Source organism: Paracoccus sp. Ld10, assembly GCF_045064235.1.
Classification (GTDB): Bacteria; Pseudomonadota; Alphaproteobacteria; order Rhodobacterales; family Rhodobacteraceae; genus Paracoccus.
Map to the genome: position 1 here is coordinate 193,303 of NZ_JBISHD010000006.1, position 23,722 is coordinate 217,024.

Consider the following 23,722-nt stretch of genomic DNA (forward strand, 5'->3'; position numbering starts at 1 on the left):
ACGATGGTATCGGGTCTATCCTACGCTGTGGATGCGCCGACCATGATTGTGCTGCAACAGTTCCGGTGCGCTGTGGCTGCCGTCGCGGGCCAGCAGATAACAGTCCATGATCCAGCCATGCGTCGCCCGGGCTGCTGTGCGTGCGGCCGTGATCCGTGGCGCGGTGTCGGGCAGCGGGCCCGCCTGGATCAGCTGTTCGGGCATCCCAAGATAGGCCCCCCACCAAATCTGCAGCCCCTTGGGGTCAAGTGTCGCAAACGCGCAGGTCCCGTCCAGCATCACGACAACCCGGTCGGCATCGGGGGGAAACCCCGCATCGCGCAGCCGTCGTCCGGTGGTGATCCGCACGTCGGACCCCAATGCGTTCAACGGAATGGCATGTGCCGCGCACAGCGCCTGTATCGCGGTGATCCCGGGAACGACGCGGGCGCGCCAGTTCAGCCGCGCCGCGATCCGCAAGCTGCTGTCGTACAGCGACGGGTCACCCCAGACCAGCATCGCCACCGTCCCGCCTTGTGGCAGTGCGGCCGCCACCGCCTGTGCCCAGACGTGCGCGATCGCGTCGTGCCACCGCTCCACCCCATCAAGATAGGGCAGGTCCGCGTCCCGGACCGGCAGATCGATGTTGGCCACCGCACCGCCCGGTCGGTGCCGGTTCAGCATCGCCAACCGCAGATGCGCCAAGTCTTCCTTGCCCGTACCCTTGCGGGGAACCACGACAAGGTCGGCCTGTTGCAGGGCGCGGACGCCCTGCAATGTCAGGTGATCGGGATGGCCCGTGCCTGCCCCGATCAGCACCAGATCTATCATGCATACAGCCGGGGCGTCACCAGACCGCTGCCCTGCAGGCCCCGCGCCGCCTTGGCTGCGGCCAGCACGGCCAGATCGACCAGCGGCTCTATCGCGATGACCAGCAGATAGGCCGCGCCGAACGACAGCACGCCCGCGGTTGCCCCGGCGCCCTGACCATAGAACGCCCAGAACGCGACCCATGCCACGATCCCGCCCTGATAGGCCGCCGACAGCGCCAGTGCCTGCGCGTATCGCAGGTCCACATAGGCCGTGTCTGGCGCGATGAGCCGCCGCGCCAGGGCACCAACCGCGAACAGCGGCACCAGCAGCGTCGTCACGTTCATTCCGTATTGCGGCAGATCAAATGGCGCAAAGAACAGCCCCTGGATCAGCAAGCCCAATGCCAGGCCCAACGCCGCGGGGGCTGCTCCGAACAGCAGGAACAGCGTCGACCCCAAAATCAGGTGCACCTCGGACACGCCCACGGGCGCGGTCGGCAGGACCTGAAAAAACACGAATGTCGCGACGGTGGCCAGCCCCGCGCGGGCCGCCAGCGACCCGGCACCCTGCGCGCGCAACGCATCCGCCGCCAGCCGCAGCGTATACAGCCCCGCCGTCGCGGCGGTGGCATAGCCCAGAATCAGTTTCGCGCCGTGGACGACGCCTTCTTCGATATGCATCTCATGCTCCTTTGGCCGTCCACCCGACGGCATGGGGTTTGCCTGAGTTGGCCGGTTTCCTGGCTTGCGGGTCGGGGCGCGGCGTCGGCCTTCCCGGGCCGGGGCCCAGTGGCGTTTGGTGACGCGCGCTCTCCGCATACAGTCGCGGGGGCGGCCGGGGCTTCGGGTGCCGCGATTGGGTCCACCCTTCCCCGTTCCCGATGAAGCCCGGCGTTGAACGCCTGACGGGCACCAGTCAGGCGCCCACCTAGACGGGATCGCAATGCCTGCGTCAAGTCGCCGCCGGGGCGATCAGGTGAAAGAATGTCCCGGTGACATGGTCGCGATGGCTGCCGGTTTCCGGCACCTCGGCCCCAGTCGCGTCGGTCACGCGGGCCAACGGCGCATCGGGTTGCGACAGGATCGAGGCATAGTGGAATTCGTGCCCGCGCAGCGCCACGCGGCCAAGGCCGGGCAGGACGGTCAACGGATCGGCGCGTCTATATCCCAGATGCATGCGGCGTTTCGCATAGCTGGTCTCCAACCCCAGCAGCCCCAACATCTGGTGGCGCTGTCCGTCAGCATCTACCAGACCTGCACCAAGCGCCATATATCCGCCGCATTCCCCATGCACCGCACGCGTTGCCGCGAACCGGTGCATCGACGCGCGGAACCCGTCACAGGCCGCCAGCCGCGGCGCGTGCAGCTCCGGGTATCCGCCCGGCAGCCAGCAGCAATCGGCGCCGTCGTCCGGCCCCTGATCCGCCAGCGGAGAGAACGGCAGGATTGTGGCACCGGCACGCCGCCACGCCTCCAGCACATGCGGATAGACAAAGCTGAAGGCCGCGTCACGGGCCAGCGCGATCCGGCCCCCCGGCGGGGTCAGCGGTCGCGGCGCGGGGGCGTCGGGCAGGGCGCGATGCGCGGCGGCGGCGATGATCGCGTCCAGATCGCAATGCGCCGCGATGAAATCGCCCGCGTGGTCCAGAATCGTCTGCAGGCCAGACGTTTCCTCGGCTTGGATCAGGCCCAGATGGCGTTCGGGCAGGGTGATGTTGCCCTGTCGCGGCAGGCTGCCCAGGACACGGATGCCCGCATCGCGCATCCCCTCGCGGATCAGCCGGTCATGGCGGGGGGAGGCCACGCGGTTCAGCACCACCCCCGCAAAGGGCAGGTCGGGCCGCAGCGTGGCGAACCCCCGCGCGGTGGCCGCCGCCGATTGCGCCTGTCCGCCCACATCCAGCACCAGAACCACGGGCCACCCCATCATCTGGGATATCTCGGCACTGGACCCGATGCCGGTTTCGCCCTTGGTCGCGACCCCGTCGAACAGGCCCATCGACCCTTCGGCCAGAACCAGATCGGCGGGCGGCTGGTCTGCCACATGGGCGGTCAGGCGTCCCGGCTCCATCGCCCAGGCATCCAGGTTGAAGCTGGCCCGCCCCGAAGCCGCAAGATGAAACCCCGGATCAATATAGTCCGGCCCCGACTTGAAGGGCTGCACCGCCAGCCCGCGCCGGCGCAGCGCGGTCAGCAGGCCCAGCATCAGCATCGTCTTGCCGGTGCCGGATGCGGGGGCGGAAATCATCAGGCCCGGACACAGATGCGGCATCATTCCGGAAACCTCGGCGCGTCACCGACCGGGCGATACCTGCGGTCGTAATCAGCGGCATACAGGCGGCTGTCGTCGAACCCCTCGGCCGCCAGCGCGGGGCCGACCAGGATCAGTGCGGTGCGGTCGATGCCTTGGGCGTCCACCGTTGCCAGCGTGGCGCGGATCACCCGCTGGTCGGGCCAACTGGCCCGCCAGACCACCGCCACCGGGCAGTCGGGGCCGTAATGGGGCGTCAGGTCGGCCACCACCCGGTCCAGCGCATGGATCGACAGGTGAATTGCCAGCGTCGCCCCGGTCGCGGCAAAGGCGGCCAGCGTCTCGCGTTCCGGCATCGTCGATGCGCGCCCCGGCGTGCGGGTCAGCACGACCGACTGCGCCAGACCGGGCAGGGTCAGTTCGGTCTGCAGCGCGGCGGCGGCGGCGGCAAAACTGGGCACGCCCGGCGTCACGTCAAAGGGAATGTCCAGCGCCCGCAACCGGCGGATCTGTTCGCCCATCGCGGACCAGACCGACAGGTCGCCCGAATGCAGCCGCGCGACGTCATGCCCCGCCGCATGGGCGGTGGCGATTTCCGCCATGATGTCGTCCAGTGACAGCGACGCGGTGTTCACGATGTGCGCGCCGGGCGGGCAATGGGACAGCAGGGCGGCAGGGATCAGCGATCCGGCGTACAGACAGACCGGGCAGGCCGCGATCAGGTCGCGACCGCGCAGCGTGATCAGGTCGGGTGCGCCGGGACCGGCGCCGATGAAATGGACGGTCATGGAACCTCGGCTATGGCGATGGTGACGGGGCCGACGATGCGGCGGGGATGGGTCAGGCGGCCGCCCGCCGCGATGGCCGCGGCCTCGGCCACCGATCCGGTGCCAAAGGTCGCGTTGATGCGGGCTGATTGGGTGGGCGTGGCAATGCCCGCGACCGGAACTAGGTGCAGCGGCAGGGCGCGGGCCTGCGCCAGCGGGCGCAGGTCGGTTTCGCGGTCGGGAATGGTGGCCAGCGCGTCGGCACCGCCCACCGCGTCCAGCGCGGCCAGCAGGGCGGGCAGGGGCGTGCCGGGGCGGCAGCCTATTCCGGCGATGCGCATGTGACGCTCCATTGCGTAACGGGGCGGGCGGGGGTCCAGCCGCGCATCCGGCCAAGGGGGGCCACCTCGGCGATGTCGATGCGGATCAGGCGGCCACCGTGGTCGGCGTGCCAACTGGCCAGCAAAGCCTCGGTCTCCAACGTGACGGCATTGGCGACCAGCCGCGCGCCGGGGGGCAGGCGATGCCACAGCGTTTTCATCAACACCTGCGACGCGCCGCCGCCGATGAACACGGCATCGGGGTCGGGCAGGTCCGCCATCGCGTCCGGCGCCGCGCCATGGATCGCGGTGACGCGATGCGTGACGCCAAACCTGTCCAGGTTGGCACGGATGCGGGCGATGCGATCAGCGCGCGGTTCGATGGTCACGGCCCGCCCCCCGGCCAGCGCCCATTCCACCGCAATCGCGCCAGAACCCCCGCCGATATCCCACAGCAGTTGCCCGGCACGCGGTGCCAGCGCCGCCAGCGTCAGCGCACGGACCGGCGATTTGGTGATCTGCCCGTCATCGGTGAACAGCGCGTCGGCCCGCCCCGGCACCGTGGCAAGACCGAACCCCCGTGGCAGGTCGGCCCCGTCGATGGCCACCGCTACCGGTGCCGCACAGTCCATCGCGAACGCGTCGGCGCGGGTCTGGCGCACCCGTTCCGATGGGCCACCCAGACGTTCCAGCATCGTCAGCCGCGCGGCCCCCGCCCCCTGCGCCGCCAGCCATCCGGCCAGTGCCGCAGGCGCATCGCCGTCGCGCAGGGTCGCGATGATACGACAGCCGCGCGACAGGTGCGGGCGCAGCCGCGACAGGGGTGCCGCGTGTAGGCCCAGGGTGACCGTATCCTCCAGCCGCCATCCAAGGCGCGCGGCCGCCAGCGTCAGCACCCCCGGCGCGGGCAGGGCGCGCCATTCGCCGGGTGACAACGCGGCGGCCAGGCTGCCCCCCGCGCCGCACCAGAACGGATCGCCCGACACCAACGCCGCGACCGGCATACCCCGCAGCGACAGCAGCGGTGCCATGTCGAACGGTACCGGCCACGCCCGCCCCCGCGTGCCGACCCCGGCCAGCGCCAGATGACGCGGGCCGCCAAAAACGATATGGGCCGACGCCAGCGCCCGCAGGCTTGCATCCGGCAACCCGTCCGGGCCATCTTCGGTGATCCCGATGATCGTCAGCCAAGGGTCAGACATGCGACACATCCTGCTGTTGGGCGGCACGACCGAAGCCAGCCGTCTGGCCGCACTGCTGGCGCATGCGGACTGTCCGGCGATCTTTTCCTATGCCGGGCGTACCGTGGCACCCATCGCCCAACCATTGCCCACGCGAACGGGGGGCTTTGGCGGGGCCGAGGGGTTGGCGCGATATCTGCGCGACCACGATATCGCCGCCCTGATCGATGCGACGCATCCCTTTGCCGCCCGGATCAGCGGCAATGCCGATGCTGCCTGCCGCGCGGCGGGGGTGCCCATGCTGATGCTGCGCCGTCCCGCATGGGCGGTGGACCCGGACTGGCAGCACGTGCCCGATATCGGCGGTGCCGTCGCGGCGCTGCCCCACGCACCCACCGGCGTGTTCCTGGCCATCGGCAAGCAGACCTTGGCACCCTTTGCGTCGCTGCCGCATCGCTGGTTGCTGCGCCTGGTCGATGCGCCGGATGCGGCCCCCTTGCCCGGCGCAAAGGTCGTTCTGGCGCGCGGCCCGTTCACGGTCGCGGGCGACCGGGCGCTGATGCAGGCGCATGGCATCACCCATCTGGTCGCCAAGAACAGCGGCGGCACAGGAGCCGCCGCGAAACTGCAGGCGGCGCGCGATCTGGGTGTGCGCGTCGTGTTGATCGACCGCCCCGCGGCCCCGGACCGACCGCAGGTCGCCACCCCGGATCAGGCGCTGGACTGGCTGCATCAGACGGCCCCCTGGCGCGGGGTATAGACCCACCGCCCCACGCGCCGCGTGGCGCGGTTGCCGACCAGCACGACGGTGCGCATGTCGGCCATGTCGGGCGTGGCCTGTTCCAGCGTCACAATGCGCAGCGATTCGTCCGGCGTCGTCACCGCGCGGGCAAAGATCATCAGTCGCCCCGGTTCGCACTCCTCGCGCAGCACCGTCAGCACGCGCGCGAACCCCGCAGGGCGGCTGGCCGATCGCGGGTTATAGAACGCCATCGCAAAATCGCCCCGCGCCGCGTGGCGCAGGCGGTGTTCGATCAGGGCCATGGGTTTCAGATTGTCCGACAGGTTGATCGCGCAGAAATCATGGCCCAGGGGCGCGCCCGCCCGCGCCGCCGCCGCCAGCATCGCCGTGATGCCCGGCAGGATACGGATGTCCGGGTCGCCCCCGACCTCCTCCAGCGCCTCGAACAGGGCCGAGGCCATCGCGAACACCCCCGGATCGCCCGACGACACGATCACGACCCGCGCGCCGCCCGCCGCCAGCGACAGGGCATGGCGCGCCCGGTCCAGCTCCACCCGGTTGTCGCTGGCATGCAGGGTCAGGCCGGGGCGCGGGGCCACCCGCGCGACATAGGGGATGTATCCGATCACGTCGGTCGCCTGTTCCAGCGCGGCTGCAACCTCGGGCGTGACCATGGCGTCGGACCCCGGGCCCAGCCCGGCGACGGTGATCCAGCCGGTCATTCCGCCACCCGTGCCATCGGACGCCGCCCGTGGCCATGCACCAGCAGGATCGCGAAATAGGGGCAGTCGTCGTCGGCCACATCGCGCAGCGCCACGATGCGCTGGCCGGGCATGGTGCCACGCTCGATCAGCCAGGCGTCGGCCAAACGACCGGCAGCGGTCAGCGCGCGGCGCAGCTTGGGCAGGTTGCGCCCCGTTTTCATCACCACCAGCGCGTCGCTGCCCTGCATGTGGCGGATCAGGTCGGGTTCCGGCAGCGTGCCCATCAGCACGGTCAGTACGTCGTCGCCCCAGGTCATCGGCTGACCCACCGCGTTCCAGCAGCCGACCATACCCGGAATGCCGGGGATCACCTCGACCTCTGCCAGCCCCTGCAACCGGATCTGCAGGTGCATGAAACTGCCATAGAGGAACGGGTCCCCCTCGCACAGCACCACCACGTCCTCGGTCTGCGCCAGCTGCGCCAGCCGCGCGGCCCAGAGGTCATAGAACCCCGCCAGCGCGTCGTTGTAGTCGGGATGGTCGAACGGGATTTCCGTCGTGACCGGGTATTCCATCGGGTATTCGACCGCATCCGGGGCCAGCATGCCCTGAACGATGCGACGCGCCTGACCGGGCCTGCCGGGTTTCCTGAAATAGGCCACGTGGCGCGCCGCGCGCACCGCCCTGTCGGCCCGGACCGAGATCAGGTCCGGGTCGCCCGGTCCCAACCCCGCGCAGATGATGCGTCCCATCATTCCCTCCGGCTGGCCAGCGCGTTGATCGCGGCGACGGTGATCGCCGACCCGCCAAGGCGCCCCCGCACGATGACCGACGGCACCGGCGGCGCGGCCATCAAGGCGTCCTTGGATTCCGCCGCGCCGACGAACCCCACGGGACAGCCGATGATCGCGGCGGGCCGGGGGCAGGCGGGGTCCTCCAGCATGTTCAGCAGATGGAACAGCGCGGTCGGCGCATTGCCGATCGCCACGATCGCACCGTCCAGATGCGGGCGCCACAGTTCCAGCGCGGTGGCGCTGCGGGTGTTGCCCATGTCACGCGCCATGTCGGGCACGCGGGGGTCGTGCAGGGTGCAGATCACCGGGTTGTCGGCGGGCAGGCGGGCACGGGTGATGCCTTCGCTGACCATGCGCGCGTCGCAAAGGATCGGCGCACCTGCGGCCATCGCGGCGCGGGCCACGGTCGCCATGCCGGGGGTAAAGGCCACGTCGCGTTCCAACCCGACCAGCCCCGCGGCATGGATCATGCGGACGACGACGGGTTCCTCGTCCGCGTCGAAGCGCGTCAGGTCGGCCTCGGCCCGGATGGTGGCAAAGGACTGGCGATAGATCGCGGCGCCGTCCTTTTCGTAATCATGGGGCATCACAGAACCTTTGGCAGTTGATCGGGGTGCAGGCCGCGCAGGGCAGCCACGTCATGGGCTCGGCCATGGCGGATCAAGTCGAACCCGGCCGGCGTCGCGGTCAGCGTAATGTCGGCGGCACGCGGCCAGCCGCAGCCCTTGGCACAGCCGCTGACATGCAGCACCGCGTCCGCCGGGATCAGCGGCGCCAGGCTGCGCGCCAGGGGCCGTGTCGCCGCACACCCTTGGGGACAGGCGGGCGCACCGGGACAGGCGCGCAGGCGCAGGCGCGGGTCGCGGGGGTCCAATATCAGCCCCTCCATCGGAGGCAGGTGGCGCGCACCTTCGACCAGCAGCATCCGCCAGGGCGTCAGGCGCAGCGGTGCCAGCCGACCAAGACGGCGCAGCGTGTCGGGCGCGATCTGGCCGAATTCCAGCGCGACCAGCATTCCCCGCGGATGCACGCCCGGCTGTGGCGGCGCGGCAGGCGCAGGGGCGGGCAGGGTGGTGCCGGGGGGCTGTATCCGCGCTGTCAGCGCGGCCATGCGGCCCCGGCCATCCGGCGCGCCGCCCTGGTCCAGGAACCAGCGTGCCAGCGCCAGCGCATCCTGCGGCCCGCGATAGGGCGCGGCGCGGTCCATCCCGTCGGCGCGCAGGACCGGGCCGGCCTCGATGCGGATATCGGCGGGGTCGCGGGACAGCACCGGCGCGGGGCCGGTATCGACCGCGAACCCGAACTTGGCGGGCAGGGCCAGGTCGCTGCCCGCCAGCGCCGCCGCCAGTTCGGCGGCTAACGCATCCGCCGCCGCATCGGCAAAGGGCGTGACCATGATGTTGCGGCGCGTTTCCGTGGCGATGTCGGCGTCGATCAGCTCCACGGACCGCAGCCCCGCGATCAGGGGCGCATGGGTCGCGGGCGTCACCCCGCGCAGCTGCAGGTTGGCGCGGCCGGTCAGCTCTATCACGCCATTGCCGTGGGCCTCGGCGGCGTCGGCGATGGCTTGGCTCTGCGCCGCGTCCAACCGACCGCCGGGGGGACGGATGCGCACCACCCACCCGTCGCCCGACTCCATCGGCTGCAGCGCGCCGGGGCACCAGCCGCGGATCATGACAGCCCCGCCATGATCGAATTGCGCCGCGTGACCCACAGGCCCGCGTCGTGCAGACGCTGGAACAGGTCGCGCATCGCGGCCAGGGCGGCGGGATTGGCCTGTTCCATGAACGCCACGATCTGTGGCCGCCCCAACGTCGCCTGATGGTACAGGTCGAACAGATGCGGGGGCACCGCGCCCGCCAGATGGGCGAAAGCCGCCATGTGATCCAGCGTCGCCGCAATTTCCGCCGCACCGCGATAGCCGTGCGCGGTCATCGCATCGGCCCAGGCCGGGTCGGCGGCGCGGGCGCGGGTGGTGCGGGCGATCTCTTCGGTCAGGGTGCGGGCGCGGGGGCGGTCGGGCTGTGTCGCGTCCAGATGATACAGGCTGGCCCGCCCCCCGATCCGCGCCATGGCGGCGGCAAAGCCCCCCTCATGCGCGGCATAGTCGGCCGCCAGCAGCAGGTCGGTCTCGGGCAGATCCTGTGCGTGGACGAAACTGTCGGTCCCGGCCAGCCGCGCCTCCAGCGCGCCGCGGGCCTCGTGGCTGGCACCATCCGCGCCGATCGCCCAGCTGGACGCGGCGATCCACGCCTCGCCTGCCGCGGCCCGCGCGGCATCGGTGAACTCTGTCGGCGCGGTGCCCATGCCCAGCCCGTACTGCCCGGGTTGTGGGCCGAAAACCCGCGGTCCACGTGCGGCATAGGGGTTCTGATCCGCACCCTCTTCCCGTACGGCCAGCGTCGTGGCCCCGGTCTCGAACAGTTGCGCCAGCACCGGGAACACATCGCGGAACAGCCCCGACACGCGCAGCGTCACGTCGATGCGCGGACGGCCCAGCAGGGCCAGCGGCACGACCTCGACCCCCGACACGCGCCCCGATCCGGCATCCCATACCGGCTTCAGCCCGGCCAGATGCAAGGCCATCGCGAACTCCTCTCCGGCGGTGCGCATCGTAGCGCTGCCCCACAGATCGACGACCAGACCCTGCGGCCAGTCGCCATGATCCTGCAGATGGCGGCGCAGCAACTCTTCGGCCAGCTTGACGCCCTGCGCATGGGCGGACGGGGTCGGCACCGCGCGCGGATCGACGGAAAACAGGTTGCGCCCCGTGGGTATCACGTCCGACCGCCCCCGGTTGGGCGACCCCGACGGTCCCGGCGGCACGAACTGGCCCGCCAGCGCAGCCGCCAGCCCTGCGCGTTCTGCGTCCCCACAGATGCCGCTGCCCCAGACATGCAGCCCCTCGCCGTACTGGCTTTCCTTGATGTCACAGACGAACCGGTCGATCCGGGTGATCGCCTCGGCCGCGCTGGCGTCATGCGGTATGCCCAGATCGTCCTCGACCCCCAGGGCGCGGGCCTCGTCGCGGATAGCGGCAATCAATCGGTTGCGCCGCGCCGGGTCCAGCCCGTCGGCGGTCGAATATTCGTCCAACGACCGCTCCAGCCCGGCCATGCCGGGGGGCAGGGCGCTGGCCCGCATGGGCGGTGGCATGTGGCCCAGGGTCACGGCCCCGATCCGCCGTTTGGCCTGCGCGGCTTCGCCCGGATCGTTGACGATGAACGGATAGATCACCGGCAGCGTGCCCAGCAACGCCTGCGGCCAGCAATCACCCGACAGTGCGACCGCCTTGCCCGGCAGCCATTCCAGCGTGCCATGCGCGCCCATGTGGATCAGCGCCTGCGCGCCCTGTTCCGCCAGCCACAGATAGAACGCCACATAGGCATGGCGCGGCACGCGGGTCAGGTCGTGATAGCTGTCCGTCCGCCCGGCGCGGTGGCTGCGTTCGGGCTGCAGCGCCAGGATCACCGGACCGTGCCGACTGACGCGCAGCCGGAACAGGCCGTCCACGCAATCCGGGTCGCTTTCGGGCACGCCCCAGGCGACTTCCAGATCGTTGCGCAAAACCTCGGGCAACCGCGCCAGCGCCGCACGATACGCCGCGATGGGCCATTCGACGACGCTCTGGGGCAGACCCGGCAGATCGACCCCCAGCATCGCCCCCACCGCAACCGCCGATGCCGGCGCGTCCAGCCCCACCGCATGGGCCTGTTGCCAGTCGCGCCCCGGATAGGTCGACAGCACCACGGCCACCCGGCCCGCACCCCGCGACAGACCGTGCCAGGCCGCGATCCGCCCCACCGCCTGTGCCAGCAGCCCCGCATCGGGCCTGTGTACGAACCGCGAATACTGCAGGTCCGGGTCGCGTGCGCTGACTGCCTTGAAGCTGATGACCCCCGCAAAGATGCGCCCGTCCACCTCGGGCAGGACGACATTCATCGCCAGATCCGATGGCGACAGGCCACGCTCTGCGGCCAGCCAGTCCCGCCGCCGGTTCGTCGACAGCGCGACCTGAAACACCGGACAGGACCAGCCGCCAAAGGGCGCGACGCCCGGCATGTCGCCGTTGTCCAAAGACCCCTCGACGCCGCCCCCGGAAAACCCTGTCGCGTTGACGACCATCTCTGGCCCGCCCGGCAGCACATCCGCCAGCCATTGGCCCAACCCCGGCGCCTTCAGCGACGGCGCGAACACCCCCACGGCGGCGATCCCGCGATCGCGCAGCGCCCGGATCAGCGCATCAATGGGCGCCACATCCGCCGCCGCCAGCCAGCTGCGATAGAACGTGACCAGCGCCTGTACCGGTCCCGGATCGGCCACGACCCCGTGGTCAGGGTCGTAAAACCCCATTCCGGGCAGCGTCTTGACCCCCGGCACCGGGGCCGCCTGCAGGCCGGATGCGATTGCCATCTGCGCCAGCGCCGCCTGGGCCGCCACGGCGCCGCCCTGATCGCAATGCCGCCGCAGCACGCGCAGCACTGACGGCGGCACGGTCGACATCTGGTCCAGCCGCGGATCGTCGCGCCCGTCGGCGGGCAGCACCGCCAGCGCGATGCCCCGCCGCCGCGCCAGATCCTGGACCGAGGCCAGCCCATAGGGCCAGTACGCCTCGCCTCCGATCAGCCGGATCAGGATGCCGCGCGCCCCCGACAAGGTCTGTTCGACATAGGTGTCGACCGACACCGGATGGCGCAGCGCCACGAGGTTGCACAGGCGGGTGGGCGGCAGGCCCCCCGCCGCACGGTGCCACCCTTTCGCAAACGCCCCCAGGTCGCTATCTGAAAAGGACAGGACCACCAGATCGCCGGGCGTCTGCCCGGGATCATAGGGAGTGTCGGACTGTTCCAGCCCGACCTGTTCGCGAAAGATGACATGCATCAGGCGGCTCGGGTCATGCGGGCACGCCCTCCAGCACGGCGCGGATCGCGTCGGGGTTCACGTCGTCATGTTCCGCGATCACCACCAGCCGCGACCGACGCGGGCTGTCGCCCCACGGGCGGTCGTACTGATGCCGCACCCGTGCACCCACGGCCTGCACCAGCAGGCGCATGGGTTTGCCCGCAACGGCCACGTGGCCCTTGACCCGCAGCACGTTCTGTTCGGTGGCCAACCGCGCGATGCGGGCGGCAAGATCGGCGGGATCGGTGATTTCCGGCAGGTCGATCACCACGGTGTCGAAATCTTCGTGCTCGTGGTCGTCTGCGCCGTCATGATGGCTGGGTCGGGCGTCCAGATCGTCCTCGGCGGCGGCGCCCAGTCCCAGGATCAGGCGCGGGTCGATCGCGCCCTCGGTCACGGTCAGGATGGGCAGGGGGCGGGGCAGTTCGGCCTCGATCACCGCGCGGGCGGCGGTAACGCCGTCGGGCCCGGCCAGATCGGCCTTGGTCAGCAGGATCACGTCGGCGCAGGCGATCTGATCCTCGAACACCTCGGACAGGGGCGTCTCGTGGTCCAGGGACGGGTCGGCCGCACGCTGTGCATCGACCGCCGCCACGTCGGGGGCGAAACGGCCCGCGGCCACGGCTTCGGCATCGGCCAGCGCGATCACGCCGTCCACGGTGATCCGCGACCGGATCGCGGGCCAGTCAAAGGCCTTGAGCAGCGGTTTCGGCAGCGCCAGCCCCGAGGTCTCGATCAGGATGTGGTCGGGACGAACGGGCAACGCCATCAGCGCCTCCAGCGTGGGGATGAAATCATCGGCCACGGTGCAGCAGATGCAGCCGTTCGACAGCTCGACGATGTTCTCGGCCGGGCAGCTGGCATCAGCACAGTCTTTCAGGATGTCGCCATCCACGCCCATCGTCCCGAACTCGTTCACGATCACCGCCAGGCGCAGCCCCTGGGGATTGGCCATCAAGTGGCGGACAAGGGTGGTCTTGCCCGATCCCAGAAAGCCGGTGATCACGGTGACGGGGGTTTTCACAAGGTCGGTCATGGTCACTCCTGCGGGGGGATGCGGGCAAGGCTCTGCTTGCGGAAGATGGCGGGGCGTTCGCGCCACGGCACGATGCCATCCGTGGTGCCGGCATAGGCGCGCGCGCCCGACAGGATGTCGGCGGCGTCCTCCGGGGTCAGGCGGCCATAGACATAGGACCACTTGCCCGGCGCGGACAGCGCGACGGAACAGCCTTGCGAACAGGCGGACAGGCATTCGACGGGGCGGATCTCGACGCCGTCGGGGATATCGCATGACAGGCGGTCCATCAGGCGCGCGCCGGGACGAGGCTGATCGGGATCGGCGTCGGGCTGCGCGCCGCGACAGGTGGTGCAGACATGCAGAACGGCACGCATCGCGGCCCCTTCCTTGTTGCGGCAAGGGGCGTCCGAGAGACGACGGCACGGGGCATCCGGCCATCACCTGCCGGTTGCGAAACACCCCGTTCGCCCGTCATCGTCAGGTGTTGGCAGGTCTCCCGGCTTGCGGATCCCGGGGCGGTTGCCCCGACGGTCGTCCCACCTTCCCAGCCCCGGATCGGGGCCAGTGGATCGGGCGACCTCTCCGGTCACGGTCGCGGGGGCGGCTGCGCTTGGGGTCGCGGGTCAGGTGACCCGGGCCTTGTCGCATTCCCTCTTCGCCTGTCATAGACAGGAACCAACACGCTCTCACCCAAACCCCCGCACCCGCCGTTTGTCAACCGCAAGGAACGACCCGATGACGCAGACCGACCCGATTTCCGCCGCCGATCAGGACCGCCACGCCGCCAAGATGGCGCGCAAAAAGGCCGCCCGCGACCGGATGATGGAAACCAAGACCGGCGAAAAGGGGCTGATCATCGTCCATACCGGACCGGGCAAGGGCAAATCGTCATCGGGGTTCGGGATGATCATGCGCAGCATCGCGCATGGCATGCCCTGCGCGGTGGTCCAGTTCATCAAGGGCGCGTGGGACACGGGCGAACGGACGCTGCTGACCACGCATTTCGCCGACATCTGCCAATTCCACGCCATGGGCGAGGGGTTCACCTGGGAAACCCAGGACAAGACCCGCGACATCGCCATGGCACAGGCCGGGTGGGCGCGCGCGCAGGATCTGATCCGCGACCCCGACATCCGCATGGTCCTGCTGGACGAGATCAACATCGCGCTGCGCTATGGCTATCTGGACGCGGCGCAGGTGGTCGCGTTCCTGCAGGCGGAAAAGCCCGCGATGACCCATGTCGTGCTGACCGGCCGCGGTGCCCCCGATGCGCTGGTCGAGGCTGCCGACCTGGTCACCGAAATGACCCAGGTCAAGCACCCGTTCCGGTCGGGGATCAAGGCGCAGGCCGGGGTCGAATACTGACCCTCCGGGGGTGTCGGGATCAAAAAACCTCACGCGACGGTGAACCCTTGGAGGCGTTCGCGGGTTTCATCTGCGTATCCCATTCGCCGGAGCCCCACTGACGTGACCCCACCGCCCCTTGCCCCCGATGCCGCCCTGTTTCTGGATTTCGATGGATGTCTGGTCGACATCGCCCCCCGACCTGACGCGGTGATCGTCACACAGGCGCTGCGCGACCGTCTGGCGGCCCTGTATCACCGGCAGGGGGGCGCGGTCGCGCTGATCTCGGGGCGCGATGTCGCCGATCTGCGGGGATATATGGACGGGTTTGCTGGCATCGTCGCCGGCAGCCACGGTGCCGAACTGTCGCTGCGCCCCGGCAGCATCGAAACTCTGCACCGCGATGATTTCGACCCCGCACCCCTTCATGCCGCGGCCCATGCCGCCGCCGCCCCCCATTCCGCCCTGTTGGTCGAGGAAAAGCCCCATGGCGTCGCGCTGCATTACCGCGATGCGCCCGACCTGCGCGGCTTTGTCGAGGGGGTGATGCAGGATCTGGCCGACCAGAACCCACATCTTGTGTTGCAACCCGCCAAGATGGCGGTCGAGTTGCGCCCCGGCGGCGTGGGCAAGGACAGCGCGTTGGCGCATCTGATGACCCTGGCCCCGTTTGTGGGACGCATGCCGGTCTTTGCTGGCGACGACACCACCGACGAACCTGCCATGGCCGAGGCACAGGCCCGTGGTGGTTTCGCCATCAAGATCGGTGACGGTGCCACAGCGGCGCGCTATCGGTTGTCCGACCCTGCCGCGCTGGCCGCCTGGCTTGACGCATCGTTGAACTGAGGAATGTCCATGTCCACCGAACCGCGCCTGATCGTCGTCGCGAACCGTCTGCCGTTGGGGGACGATCCCTCGGGCGGGCTGGTCGTGGCGCTGGAGGATGCGTTGCGCAGTTCCGGCGGGGTGTGGGTCGGATTCTCGGGCGAGGTGACGGATGACCCTGCCGCCGACCTGCAGGATCATCCGGGGGCATCGTTTCAGCGTCTGTCCTTTGATCTGACGCCGCAGGAACATGACGAATACTATCTGGGCTATTCCAACTCGATTCTGTGGCCGCTGTGTCACGGGCGCCCGAACCTGATGCGCATCAGGCCCGAATATCTGGACGGCTATGCCGCAGTGAACGAACGCATCGCACGGATGCTGTTGCCAGTGCTGCGCCCCGACGACCGGATCTGGGTTCAGGACTATCATTTGTTTCCGCTGGCCGCAGAACTGCGTGCGCTTGGGGTCGAAAATCCCATCGGGCATTTCCTGCATATTCCGTTTCCCGGCCCTGCCGACTGTGCAGCCCTGCCGAACCCTGCGCAGCTGTTCGACTGGCTGTCGCATTACGACCTGCTGGGGTTTCAGGCCGATCGCGACCTGGGCGCATTCGCCGAAAGCGCGCGCCAGCTGGCCGACGGGGACCAGGTTGCGCCCGATCGGTTCCAGTTGTCGGGGCGGATGGTCCGGACACAGGTCTTTCCCATCGGCATCGATGCCAAGACGTTCATCAACGAGGCCGCCGAGGCGCCCGACAGCGATCGCATGCGTCTGTTGACTGGCGCCAAGATGATGATTGGCGTCGACCGCCTGGACTACTCCAAGGGCATCCCGCAGCGGTTCCGGGCCTATCAGCTGCTGTTGGAGAAAATCCCCGACCTGCACGAAAAGATCTCGTTCCTGCAGATCGCCCCGCCAACGCGGGGCGAGGTCGAGGCCTATCAGGACATCCGCGAAGAGACCGAACACCTGGCCGGCCGCATCAACGGTCAGTTCGCGACGCTGAACTGGACGCCGATCCGGTTCATCCACCGGCCGTTTCCACGCACCGTGCTGGCGGGCCTGTACCGACAGGCGCGGATCGGGCTGGTCACGCCATTGGCCGACGGCATGAACCTGGTGGCCAAGGAATACGTCGCCGCCCAGAACCCCGACGATCCGGGGGTCCTTATCCTGTCGCGTTTCGCCGGCGCGGCCGAGACGATGGACGAGGCGCTGATCATCAACCCGCATGACCCCCATGATCTGGCTGTCGCCATGGCTCAGGCCATGCGCATGTCGCGCGTCGAGCGCCGTCAGCGCCACGCGGCCCTGTTGCAGGGCGTGGTTGACCATGACGTTGCATGGTGGTCACGGACCTATCTGCAGGCACTGACGCGATAGACAGCGGCGGGTTTGACCGGATATTGCCCAAATATGGGGCATTGCGTTGCAATTTTGCCCGATCTGGCGGCAACGCACGTTAAGGTTGAACGGACTGTACGCAGACCGGTGACAGGGAAAGATCGACTATGCAGGGTGAACTCATGAAGCAGCTGCTTCGTGGCATCCTCCTCCCGGTCCGGCCACGGACACTTCGGAAAGCCGCCGGTCCTGCCCGCCCTCCTCCTCCCTGCGGTCAGGTCCGGCGGCCTTTTCGCCTCAGGCGATCAGGCCCGCCACATGGCGCAGCGCTGCGCCATAGCCGTCAAGGCCCAGTCCCGCGATCACCCCATCGGCGCGTTTCGACACAAAGGAATGATGGCGGAACGCCTCGCGTTTGTGGATCTGGCTGATATGGACCTCTATCACCGGGCCGTCAAAGGCGTTCAGCGCATCCAGCACCGCAACCGAGGTGTGGGTCAGCGCGGCCGGATTGATGACGATGGCCGCGGCCTCCAGCCGGGCTTCGTGGATCCAGTCGACGATCTGGCCCTCCCAGTTGGATTGCAGGAACCGGATGTCATGCGGGGCGGCGGCCGTGCGGCACAGCGCCTCGAGGTCGGCCAGCGTCTGGTGGCCATAGACCTCGGGCTGGCGCTGGCCCAGCAGGTTCAGGTTCGGACCGTTCAGGACATGGATCAGCGGCATCAGGGTCTCCTTGCTGGGAATTGCTAGCGCGGGCCGGGGTCAGCCCGCAAGCGCCATGACGGGAACCGTGCGATGGGTGGGGTCGACCATCTGCAGGCCCGCGGGATCGTCGCACAGGATCGCCACCGCGCCGGGGGTGGGCGGCCCGGACCACAGCACCGCCCCGTCATGACCGATCAGCGCCAGCCGGTCGCCGCGCATCCGCAGCACCCCCGGACCCGGCGCGCGCCACAGAACCGCACCGTTGCGGGTCAGCAAGGGCCCGGCATCGGGGTCGTTTTCCAACCGCACCGGGCCGCAGGTCAGCGCCTGTCCCGGCCACAGCGGCCCGTCCATCCGATCCGTGGCCGTGCATTCCCCGGCCAGACTGCGCGTCAGCAGCGTGTCCAGCGTGGCGCGGTCCCACCCGTGATGGGGCGCGGCGGCGGTCAGGATCGCCAACTTGGCCAGCGCGGCCACGGGCGTCATGTCACCCCCCGCCACGGCCCCTGTCGCCGCGATCCACGCCCCGGCGGCATAATCGAACGCGCCCACCTGCCCGCCGATCACCCGGCTGGCGATCAGCACGGGCACGCCCGCGTCGGTCAGCACCCGTTCCATCGCACCCTGTCCCGCCGGGACGTTGCCCGGACCGAACCCCTGCAGGACCAGCCCGGTCGCGCCCTGATCCAGCGCCGCGCGCACCAGTTGCGCCAGCATCGGCGCGGCGGCGCGGTGATCGGCGGGCACGGCCGCGATCTGCACCACGCGCTGAACGTCGATGCGCGCCTGCACCGCGTCCAGTTGTGCCAGCGCAAGCGCGCGGGCCGGGGCCGCGTCCAGCGCCATGTCCGGCGCGGCGGGGCCGGGCAGGGGCGGCACGTGACCCATGCGGATGCCGATGCCGCGTTCGGCCAGCGGTGGCAGGTGCGGGCTGTCGAACGCCGCAAAGCCGGTGGTCGACACCTTGACCGTGCGGCCACCGCGCATCAGGCGGCCGTCGAAGAAAACCGCAACCTCGGGCAGGCGCAGGCGCGCACAGGCCAGCGCGCCGGTCAGGTTCGCCAACGCATCGCTGCCCGCGTTCAGGACCAGACCGGCGGTGGTGTCGGTGAACAGCGGCAGTTGCGCACCGGTCAGGATCACCGGCTTGGACAGCGCGGCGCGCGCCAAACCAAGACCGTCGAACACATTCAGCAGCAGTGGCAGCGCCGCGCCGGTATAATCCATCGTGTCGGTGCCGTGCAAAACCACAAAGGCGTCGTGATCGACGTACAGCTCCAGCACCCGCCGCGCGATTCGGCACCAGTCGGACGGGCGCAGGTCGGTGCTGTCCAGCGTTCCCGGCCCGTCCCCGGGAAACCGCAGGCCGGTATCGAAATGCAATGTGCAACCCGGCAGGGCAGCTGCCAGTGCCGGTCCCAGCAGATCACCCGCGGCGCGGGCAAACCGGTCCGCCGACATCGGGGCCAGCGGCTGTCCCATGCTGCTGATCGTGCCGCCGGTGTTGATGATGCAGATGCGCATGATGGCCCCCCGTTCCGGACCGCTATAGACCGCTCAGGCGGTGCCGATCCAGCCCTGCAGGAAACTGGCAAGGTTGCGGGTCAGATCCTCGGAGACATAGCCGCCCTCCTGCACGATGACGGTGGGCAGGCCCGCCGCGCGGATGCGGGCGGCGGCGTGGGCAAAGCCGGGGGTGGTCACGCGCAGCCCGCGAAACGGGTCGTTTTCATGCGCGTCCAACCCCAGGGCCAAAACCAGCGCGCCCGGCGCGAAATCCGCGATACGGTTCAGCGCCCGGTCGATCGCGTCCAGCCAGACGGCATCGTCCGACCCCAAGGGCAGCGGCAGGTTCAGGTTGGTGCCTGGGGGCCCCACCTCGTGCGCGTGGCCCAGGTAAAAGGGATAGAACGCGTCCGGGTCGGCATGGACCGACACGGTCAGCACGTCGGCGCGGTCGAAAAAGATCTGCTGCGTGCCGTTGCCGTGATGCACGTCGATATCCAGAATGGCGACCCGGTCATGAACCCCGCGCAGCGCCTGCGCGGCGACGGCGGAATTGTTCAGGAAACAGTGGCCCGCCGCGGTGTCGGCATCGGCATGGTGCCCCGGCGGACGACACAGCGCATAGGCCGCACCCGCGCCGTCCAGCACCGCATGGGTGGCCGCCAACGCGGTGTCGACCCCGCGCAGCGCGGCCGCAAAGGTATGGCGCCCAAGCGGGCAGCCGGTATCGGCCATGTGCCATCCCGCCCGCCCGGTGATCCCCGATGGATAGGTCTGGCCTGCCTTTTGCGGATGCAGGTTGGCCACGACTTCTGCCCCCGCGCCGGGGGCGGTCTGCCATTCGTCCCACGCGGTTTCCAGAAAGGTCAGGTACCGTGCCGTATGGACCGCACGCATCGGCGCACGGTCGGTGACCGGCGGATCGGTCGCGACCAGACCGGCGGCGGCGATACCCGCCAACAGGCGGTCGGCCCGTTCGGCGGTTTCCTTGTTGGCCATCGGCACCCCGCGCAGCATCCAGAACTGCGGATCATGGGCGGCGGTGTCGGGCGCGTAAAAGCAGGGAAGGCTGTCCATGCGGCACAGGCTAGGGGGCCCGCGCCGCTTGGGCAAGATCAGAAGCCGGAATGCGTTTTCAGGAATTCGGCCTCATCGGGGGTGCTGTCGCGGCCCAGAATCGCGTTGCGGTGCGGAAAGCGGCCAAAGCGTGCGACGATATCGCGGTGTTCACGCGCAAAATGCAGCGAGTGGTCGTTGCCCAGCCCCTCGTACAGGGTGACGGACCGGGTCTGGTCGGCCAAATCCTCGCTGTGCATGAAGGGCAGATAAAAGAACTGCCGCCGGTCAGGCGTCTGTCCGGTATCGTGGCCCATGTCCAGCGTGGTCCGCGCATGGCGCAACGCCAGGTCGTTCGATTCAAAGCTGCGCGGCCCGCCGCGATAGATGTTGCGCGGAAACTGGTCCAGCACGATCACCAGCGCCAGCGCAGTGTCGGGCGCGTCCATCCAGGCGTCCAGCCGACCGGCATGCGCGGCCTCATAGGTGTCGCTGAACCGGGCGGCGATGTCGCGGTCGATGTCGTCCGATTTGGCGAACCAATAGGGGCGCATCTGGTCCGAAAACCAGAACTCCAGCACCTCGTGGGGGGTCTTGGGCATGTGTCTCTCCGTCATGGCAGGGGAATGTATTCGTCGCGGTCGCCCGGCGGCAGGTCGAACCGGCCTAGTCCCCAACGCGCTTCGCGCCATTCCTGTTTCGCGGTCTCGATCCGGTCGCGCGACGACGCGACAAAGTTCCACCAGATGTGGCGCGGCCCGTTCAGTGTGGCACCGCCAAGCGCCATCAGCCGTGCGCCCCGGTCGCCCGCCGCCACGGTGATCGCATCGCCGGGGCGGAACACCATCATCTGACCGGCCTGAAACTCCTGCCCGGCGATGCTGACGCTGCCTTCGGTGATGTAGATCCCGCGATCCTCGTGATCGACGGGCAGGGGAAAGCGGGCGCGGGGCGCCAGCGTCACGTCCAGATAGAAGGTGTCGGAATGTATCGTCGCCGGGGCGGTTTCGCCATAGGCGTGGCCAAGGATCAGCCGCGCCTCGATCCCCTGGTCGCGGATCTCGGGCAGGGCGGTGGCGGCGTGATGTTCAAAGCTGGGGGCTGCGTCCTCGTGCGCTTCCGGCAGGGCGATCCAGGTCTGAATGCCCAACAGGCTGCTGGGCCCGGCGCGCACGGCATCGGGGCTGCGTTCGGAATGTGTCACACCGCGCCCGGCCACCATCCAGTTCAGCGCGCCGGGCGTGATGATCTGGTCCGCGCCGGTGCTGTCGCGATGCTGGAAGCTGCCGCGATACAGATAGGTGACCGTGCCCAGGCCGATATGGGGGTGCGGGCGCACGTCGATGCCCTGATCGGTCAGGAATTCCGCCGGGCCCATCTGGTCGAAAAAGATGAACGGTCCGACCATCTGGCGTTTGGGGGCGGGCAGGGCGCGGCGCACCTCGAACCCGCCCAGATCGCGGGCGCGGGGGATGATCAGGGTTTCGATGGCATCCAGGCCGATCTGATCGGGGCATCCGGGGGTCAGGGCGGGGTTCCAGCTCATGGCGTTGTCTCCTGTGCTGTCCTCAAGGATGAGGGTTCGCAGACCATCGGGCAAGCGTGCGGTCGTTCGGCAGGGGCGAACGCCGCGTTGCGCCGAGCCCTCGTGGCGCCGAACGCTCGGCGCGGTCATCTTGGGCCGTGAAAGGAGGTCGCCATGACGGGACTTCATCACGTGACAGCCATCACGCGCGACGTGCAGGCCAATGTCGATTTCTGGATGGGCTTTGTCGGCCTGTCGCTGGTCAAGCAGACTGCGGGGTTCGAGGATGCCGAACAACTGCACCTGTTCTATGGCGATGCCAACGGCACGCCCGGATCGCTGGTCAGCTTTCTGGTCTGGCAGGACGGCGCGCCGGGTCGCGTCGGCCACGGGCAGGTTGCGGAAATCGCATTGGCCATCCCCCGTATGCGGATCGGCGACTGGCTGACCCGCGCCATGCAGCGCGGCCTGTCTGTTCAGGGGCCGTCGCACGAATTCGGCGCGCCGGTGCTGCGCCTGCGCGACCCTGACGGGATCATCGTCAAGCTGGTGGGCGTGGACATTCCCGACACCGGATGGCCCGCATCGCCCACCCGCATGCACGGCGTGACGCTGTGGTCGCAAAATGCCGGTGCCACGGCGGCGTTTCTGGCCGGGTTCGGCTATGCCCTGCAGGGGGCCGAAGGGGGCGTGACACGTTTGGCATCCGATGGCGATGTGATCGACATCCGCGACACGGCCGGATTCGTGCCGGGTATCCCGGGGACGGGAGTGATCGACCACGTCGCGCTGCGCGTGCAGGATGTCGATGCGATCCATGCCCACCGTGCCGTCCTGACGGACGTGACGGTTCATGACCGGCTGTATTTCACCTCTCTCTATGTCCGCGATCCTGCGGGCATCCTGATCGAGCTGGCGACCGAAGGCCCCGGCATGACCGTGGACGAGGACGACCCTGGCCGGACCCTGATGGTCCCGCCGCACATGACCGACAGCATCGACCTGCGGCTGCGCCTGCCGCAATTCGCCCGTCCGGGCGAGGAAAGGACCCCCATGCGCGATCTGCCCTTCATCCACCGTATCCATGCGCCCGACGATGCGGATGGTTCGGTGATCCTGCTGCTGCACGGCACTGGCGGGTCGGAATCAGACCTGATGCCTTTGGCGCACCGGATCGCGCCGCGTGCGACCCTGCTGGGTCTGCGCGGACGATCAACCGAGGAGGGCGTTGCCCGCTTTTTCCGCCGCCTGTCTCCGGTCAGCTTTGACCAGGACGACATCCGTTCTGAAGCCGCGGTCTTTGCGGATTTCTGGGACAGTGCGATGGCCGCCTATGGTCTGGACCCCGCGCGGCTGACGGTGCTGGGCTATTCGAATGGCGCGAATTTTGCAGGCGCCGTGATGGCGTTGCACCCGGAGTTGATCATGCGGGCGATTCTGATCCGGCCGATGCTGGTTCTGAACGCGGTTCCCGATGCGGACCTGTCGGGCGTCAGGGTGCTGACCCTGCGTGGCGCGCTTGATCCCTATGAGCAATACGCCCCGGCGCTGAACGACTGGCTGGCCGCCAGCGGGGCCGATCTGGACGATCGACAGGTCGCGGCGGGCCATGAAATCGCTCCCGAAGATCTGTCCGCTGCCAGCGCGTGGTTGACGGAACCTGCGCCATGAAAAAAGCCCCGCCTCCGGTTGTTGCCGGAGGCGGGGCGCACTCTTCAGACTGTTTACGGGCATATAACTCAGACAAATTGAACCGGTTCCCGAACGGATCGTCGATATGCGGTCAACGCGCTGTGATAACCGTCGTGCCGACGAAGCCTTTGCGGCGACCCAATGATGATCCCGTGCGTGACGAATGAACCTTCGTTTCGCGCGACTTGGCTGTGCGCCAGCCCCCGGCGTGATGTCCAGAACGCGTCGCGCCCACCCTGAAACGACCGC

Annotated in this window: 23 protein-coding genes and 2 riboswitches; of the genes, 5 read left to right on the forward strand and 18 right to left on the reverse strand. The window is 69.1% G+C overall.

Annotation, left to right across the window (positions count from 1 at the left end; genetic code table 11):
- Positions 1–15 precede the first annotated feature (15 nt).
- The 6 genes from cobF to cbiT all read right to left on the reverse strand — a co-directional run bounded on the left by cobF (position 16) and on the right by cbiT (position 5,331).
- Positions 16–810 (reverse strand): precorrin-6A synthase (deacetylating), encoded by a 795-nt coding sequence (gene cobF / locus ACJJVR_RS04075; RefSeq protein WP_405402461.1) that lies wholly within the window; start codon positions 808–810, stop codon positions 16–18.
- Positions 807–1,472, reverse strand: coding sequence for an energy-coupling factor ABC transporter permease (locus ACJJVR_RS04080; RefSeq protein ID WP_405402462.1), 666 nt, complete (start codon positions 1,470–1,472; stop codon positions 807–809). The genes cobF and ACJJVR_RS04080 overlap by 4 nt, the downstream gene beginning before the upstream one ends.
- Before the next feature lie 31 nt (positions 1,473–1,503).
- A riboswitch (cobalamin riboswitch) is annotated at positions 1,504–1,723 on the reverse strand.
- Positions 1,724–1,743: 20 nt separating this feature from the next.
- A complete protein-coding gene (locus ACJJVR_RS04085; protein ID WP_405402532.1) occupies positions 1,744–3,063 on the reverse strand; it encodes a cobyrinate a,c-diamide synthase in 1,320 nt (439 codons plus the stop codon).
- Positions 3,063–3,830: a precorrin-4 C(11)-methyltransferase gene (gene cobM, locus ACJJVR_RS04090; RefSeq protein ID WP_405402463.1), complete on the reverse strand. Its 768-nt coding sequence runs from the start codon at positions 3,828–3,830 to the stop codon at positions 3,063–3,065. The genes ACJJVR_RS04085 and cobM overlap by 1 nt, the downstream gene beginning before the upstream one ends.
- Positions 3,827–4,150 carry a cobalamin biosynthesis protein gene (locus ACJJVR_RS04095; RefSeq protein ID WP_405402465.1) on the reverse strand — a complete coding sequence of 108 codons (324 nt, stop codon included), beginning with the start codon at positions 4,148–4,150 and terminating at the stop codon, positions 3,827–3,829. The genes cobM and ACJJVR_RS04095 overlap by 4 nt, the downstream gene beginning before the upstream one ends.
- Positions 4,132–5,331 carry a precorrin-6Y C5,15-methyltransferase (decarboxylating) subunit CbiT gene (cbiT, locus tag ACJJVR_RS04100; RefSeq protein WP_405402466.1) on the reverse strand — a complete coding sequence of 400 codons (1,200 nt, stop codon included), beginning with the start codon at positions 5,329–5,331 and terminating at the stop codon, positions 4,132–4,134. The genes ACJJVR_RS04095 and cbiT overlap by 19 nt, the downstream gene beginning before the upstream one ends.
- Between cbiT and ACJJVR_RS04105 the strand changes: the two genes are divergently transcribed.
- Complete coding sequence (locus ACJJVR_RS04105) at positions 5,330–6,070, forward strand: cobalt-precorrin-6A reductase (RefSeq protein ID WP_405402468.1); 741 nt, start codon at positions 5,330–5,332, stop codon at positions 6,068–6,070. The genes cbiT and ACJJVR_RS04105 overlap by 2 nt on opposite strands.
- Here ACJJVR_RS04105 and cobJ read toward each other — a convergent pair.
- The 7 genes from cobJ to ACJJVR_RS04140 are packed head-to-tail and all read right to left on the reverse strand — an operon-like array spanning position 6,043 to position 13,844.
- Positions 6,043–6,774 carry a precorrin-3B C(17)-methyltransferase gene (gene cobJ / locus ACJJVR_RS04110; RefSeq protein ID WP_405402469.1) on the reverse strand — a complete coding sequence of 244 codons (732 nt, stop codon included), beginning with the start codon at positions 6,772–6,774 and terminating at the stop codon, positions 6,043–6,045. The genes ACJJVR_RS04105 and cobJ overlap by 28 nt on opposite strands.
- The gene (gene cobI, locus ACJJVR_RS04115) at positions 6,771–7,508 is read right to left on the reverse strand and encodes a precorrin-2 C(20)-methyltransferase (protein ID WP_405402534.1); all 738 of its coding nucleotides are present in this window, start codon (positions 7,506–7,508) and stop codon (positions 6,771–6,773) included. The genes cobJ and cobI overlap by 4 nt, the downstream gene beginning before the upstream one ends.
- Positions 7,508–8,137 (reverse strand): precorrin-8X methylmutase, encoded by a 630-nt coding sequence (locus ACJJVR_RS04120; protein WP_405402470.1) that lies wholly within the window; start codon positions 8,135–8,137, stop codon positions 7,508–7,510. Before ACJJVR_RS04120 ends, cobI begins: the two co-directional genes overlap by 1 nt.
- On the reverse strand, positions 8,137–9,225 hold the full coding sequence (gene cobG, locus ACJJVR_RS04125) for a precorrin-3B synthase (protein ID WP_405402472.1): 1,089 nt from the start codon (positions 9,223–9,225) through the stop codon (positions 8,137–8,139). The genes ACJJVR_RS04120 and cobG overlap by 1 nt, the downstream gene beginning before the upstream one ends.
- Positions 9,222–12,431, reverse strand: a complete 3,210-nt coding sequence (gene cobN, locus ACJJVR_RS04130; RefSeq protein WP_405402473.1) for a cobaltochelatase subunit CobN — start codon at positions 12,429–12,431, stop codon at positions 9,222–9,224. The genes cobG and cobN overlap by 4 nt, the downstream gene beginning before the upstream one ends.
- A 13-nt stretch (positions 12,432–12,444) precedes the next feature.
- A complete protein-coding gene (gene cobW, locus ACJJVR_RS04135) occupies positions 12,445–13,488 on the reverse strand; it encodes a cobalamin biosynthesis protein CobW (RefSeq protein ID WP_405402475.1) in 1,044 nt (347 codons plus the stop codon).
- A 2-nt stretch (positions 13,489–13,490) separates the two neighbouring features.
- The gene (locus ACJJVR_RS04140; protein ID WP_405402476.1) at positions 13,491–13,844 is read right to left on the reverse strand and encodes a DUF1636 family protein; all 354 of its coding nucleotides are present in this window, start codon (positions 13,842–13,844) and stop codon (positions 13,491–13,493) included.
- 94 nt (positions 13,845–13,938) lie between these two features.
- Positions 13,939–14,165, reverse strand: a riboswitch (cobalamin riboswitch).
- 40 nt (positions 14,166–14,205) lie between these two features.
- On the opposite strand from ACJJVR_RS04140, the gene cobO reads away from it, so the two are divergent.
- From cobO to ACJJVR_RS04155, 3 genes are all read left to right on the forward strand, one after another.
- A complete protein-coding gene (cobO, locus tag ACJJVR_RS04145) occupies positions 14,206–14,835 on the forward strand; it encodes a cob(I)yrinic acid a,c-diamide adenosyltransferase (protein WP_405402478.1) in 630 nt (209 codons plus the stop codon).
- Positions 14,836–14,937: 102 nt separating this feature from the next.
- Positions 14,938–15,660: a trehalose-phosphatase gene (otsB, locus tag ACJJVR_RS04150; protein WP_405402480.1), complete on the forward strand. Its 723-nt coding sequence runs from the start codon at positions 14,938–14,940 to the stop codon at positions 15,658–15,660.
- A 9-nt stretch (positions 15,661–15,669) separates the two neighbouring features.
- Positions 15,670–17,025: a trehalose-6-phosphate synthase gene (locus ACJJVR_RS04155; protein WP_405402481.1), complete on the forward strand. Its 1,356-nt coding sequence runs from the start codon at positions 15,670–15,672 to the stop codon at positions 17,023–17,025.
- Positions 17,026–17,283: 258 nt separating this feature from the next.
- On the opposite strand, the gene aroQ is transcribed toward ACJJVR_RS04155, so the two are convergent.
- From aroQ to ACJJVR_RS04180, 5 genes are read right to left on the reverse strand one after another with little or no spacing between them, the layout of a single operon-like run.
- A complete protein-coding gene (gene aroQ / locus ACJJVR_RS04160) occupies positions 17,284–17,715 on the reverse strand; it encodes a type II 3-dehydroquinate dehydratase (RefSeq protein WP_405402536.1) in 432 nt (143 codons plus the stop codon).
- Positions 17,716–17,751: 36 nt separating this feature from the next.
- On the reverse strand, positions 17,752–19,218 hold the full coding sequence (locus ACJJVR_RS04165) for an asparaginase domain-containing protein (RefSeq protein WP_405402483.1): 1,467 nt from the start codon (positions 19,216–19,218) through the stop codon (positions 17,752–17,754).
- A gap of 33 nt (positions 19,219–19,251) precedes the next feature.
- Entirely contained in the window at positions 19,252–20,313 is a 1,062-nt protein-coding gene (locus ACJJVR_RS04170; protein ID WP_405402484.1) for a histone deacetylase family protein, read from the reverse strand.
- 2 nt (positions 20,314–20,315) lie between these two features.
- Positions 20,316–20,858, reverse strand: a complete 543-nt coding sequence (locus tag ACJJVR_RS04175; RefSeq protein ID WP_405402485.1) for a DUF924 family protein — start codon at positions 20,856–20,858, stop codon at positions 20,316–20,318.
- 11 nt (positions 20,859–20,869) lie between these two features.
- Positions 20,870–21,802 (reverse strand): pirin family protein, encoded by a 933-nt coding sequence (locus ACJJVR_RS04180; protein ID WP_405402487.1) that lies wholly within the window; start codon positions 21,800–21,802, stop codon positions 20,870–20,872.
- A 153-nt stretch (positions 21,803–21,955) separates the two neighbouring features.
- Here ACJJVR_RS04180 and ACJJVR_RS04185 point away from each other — a divergent pair, with 153 nt between their 5' ends.
- Entirely contained in the window at positions 21,956–23,452 is a 1,497-nt protein-coding gene (locus tag ACJJVR_RS04185) for a VOC family protein (protein ID WP_405402488.1), read from the forward strand.
- The last annotated feature ends 270 nt before the right edge of the window (positions 23,453–23,722 follow it).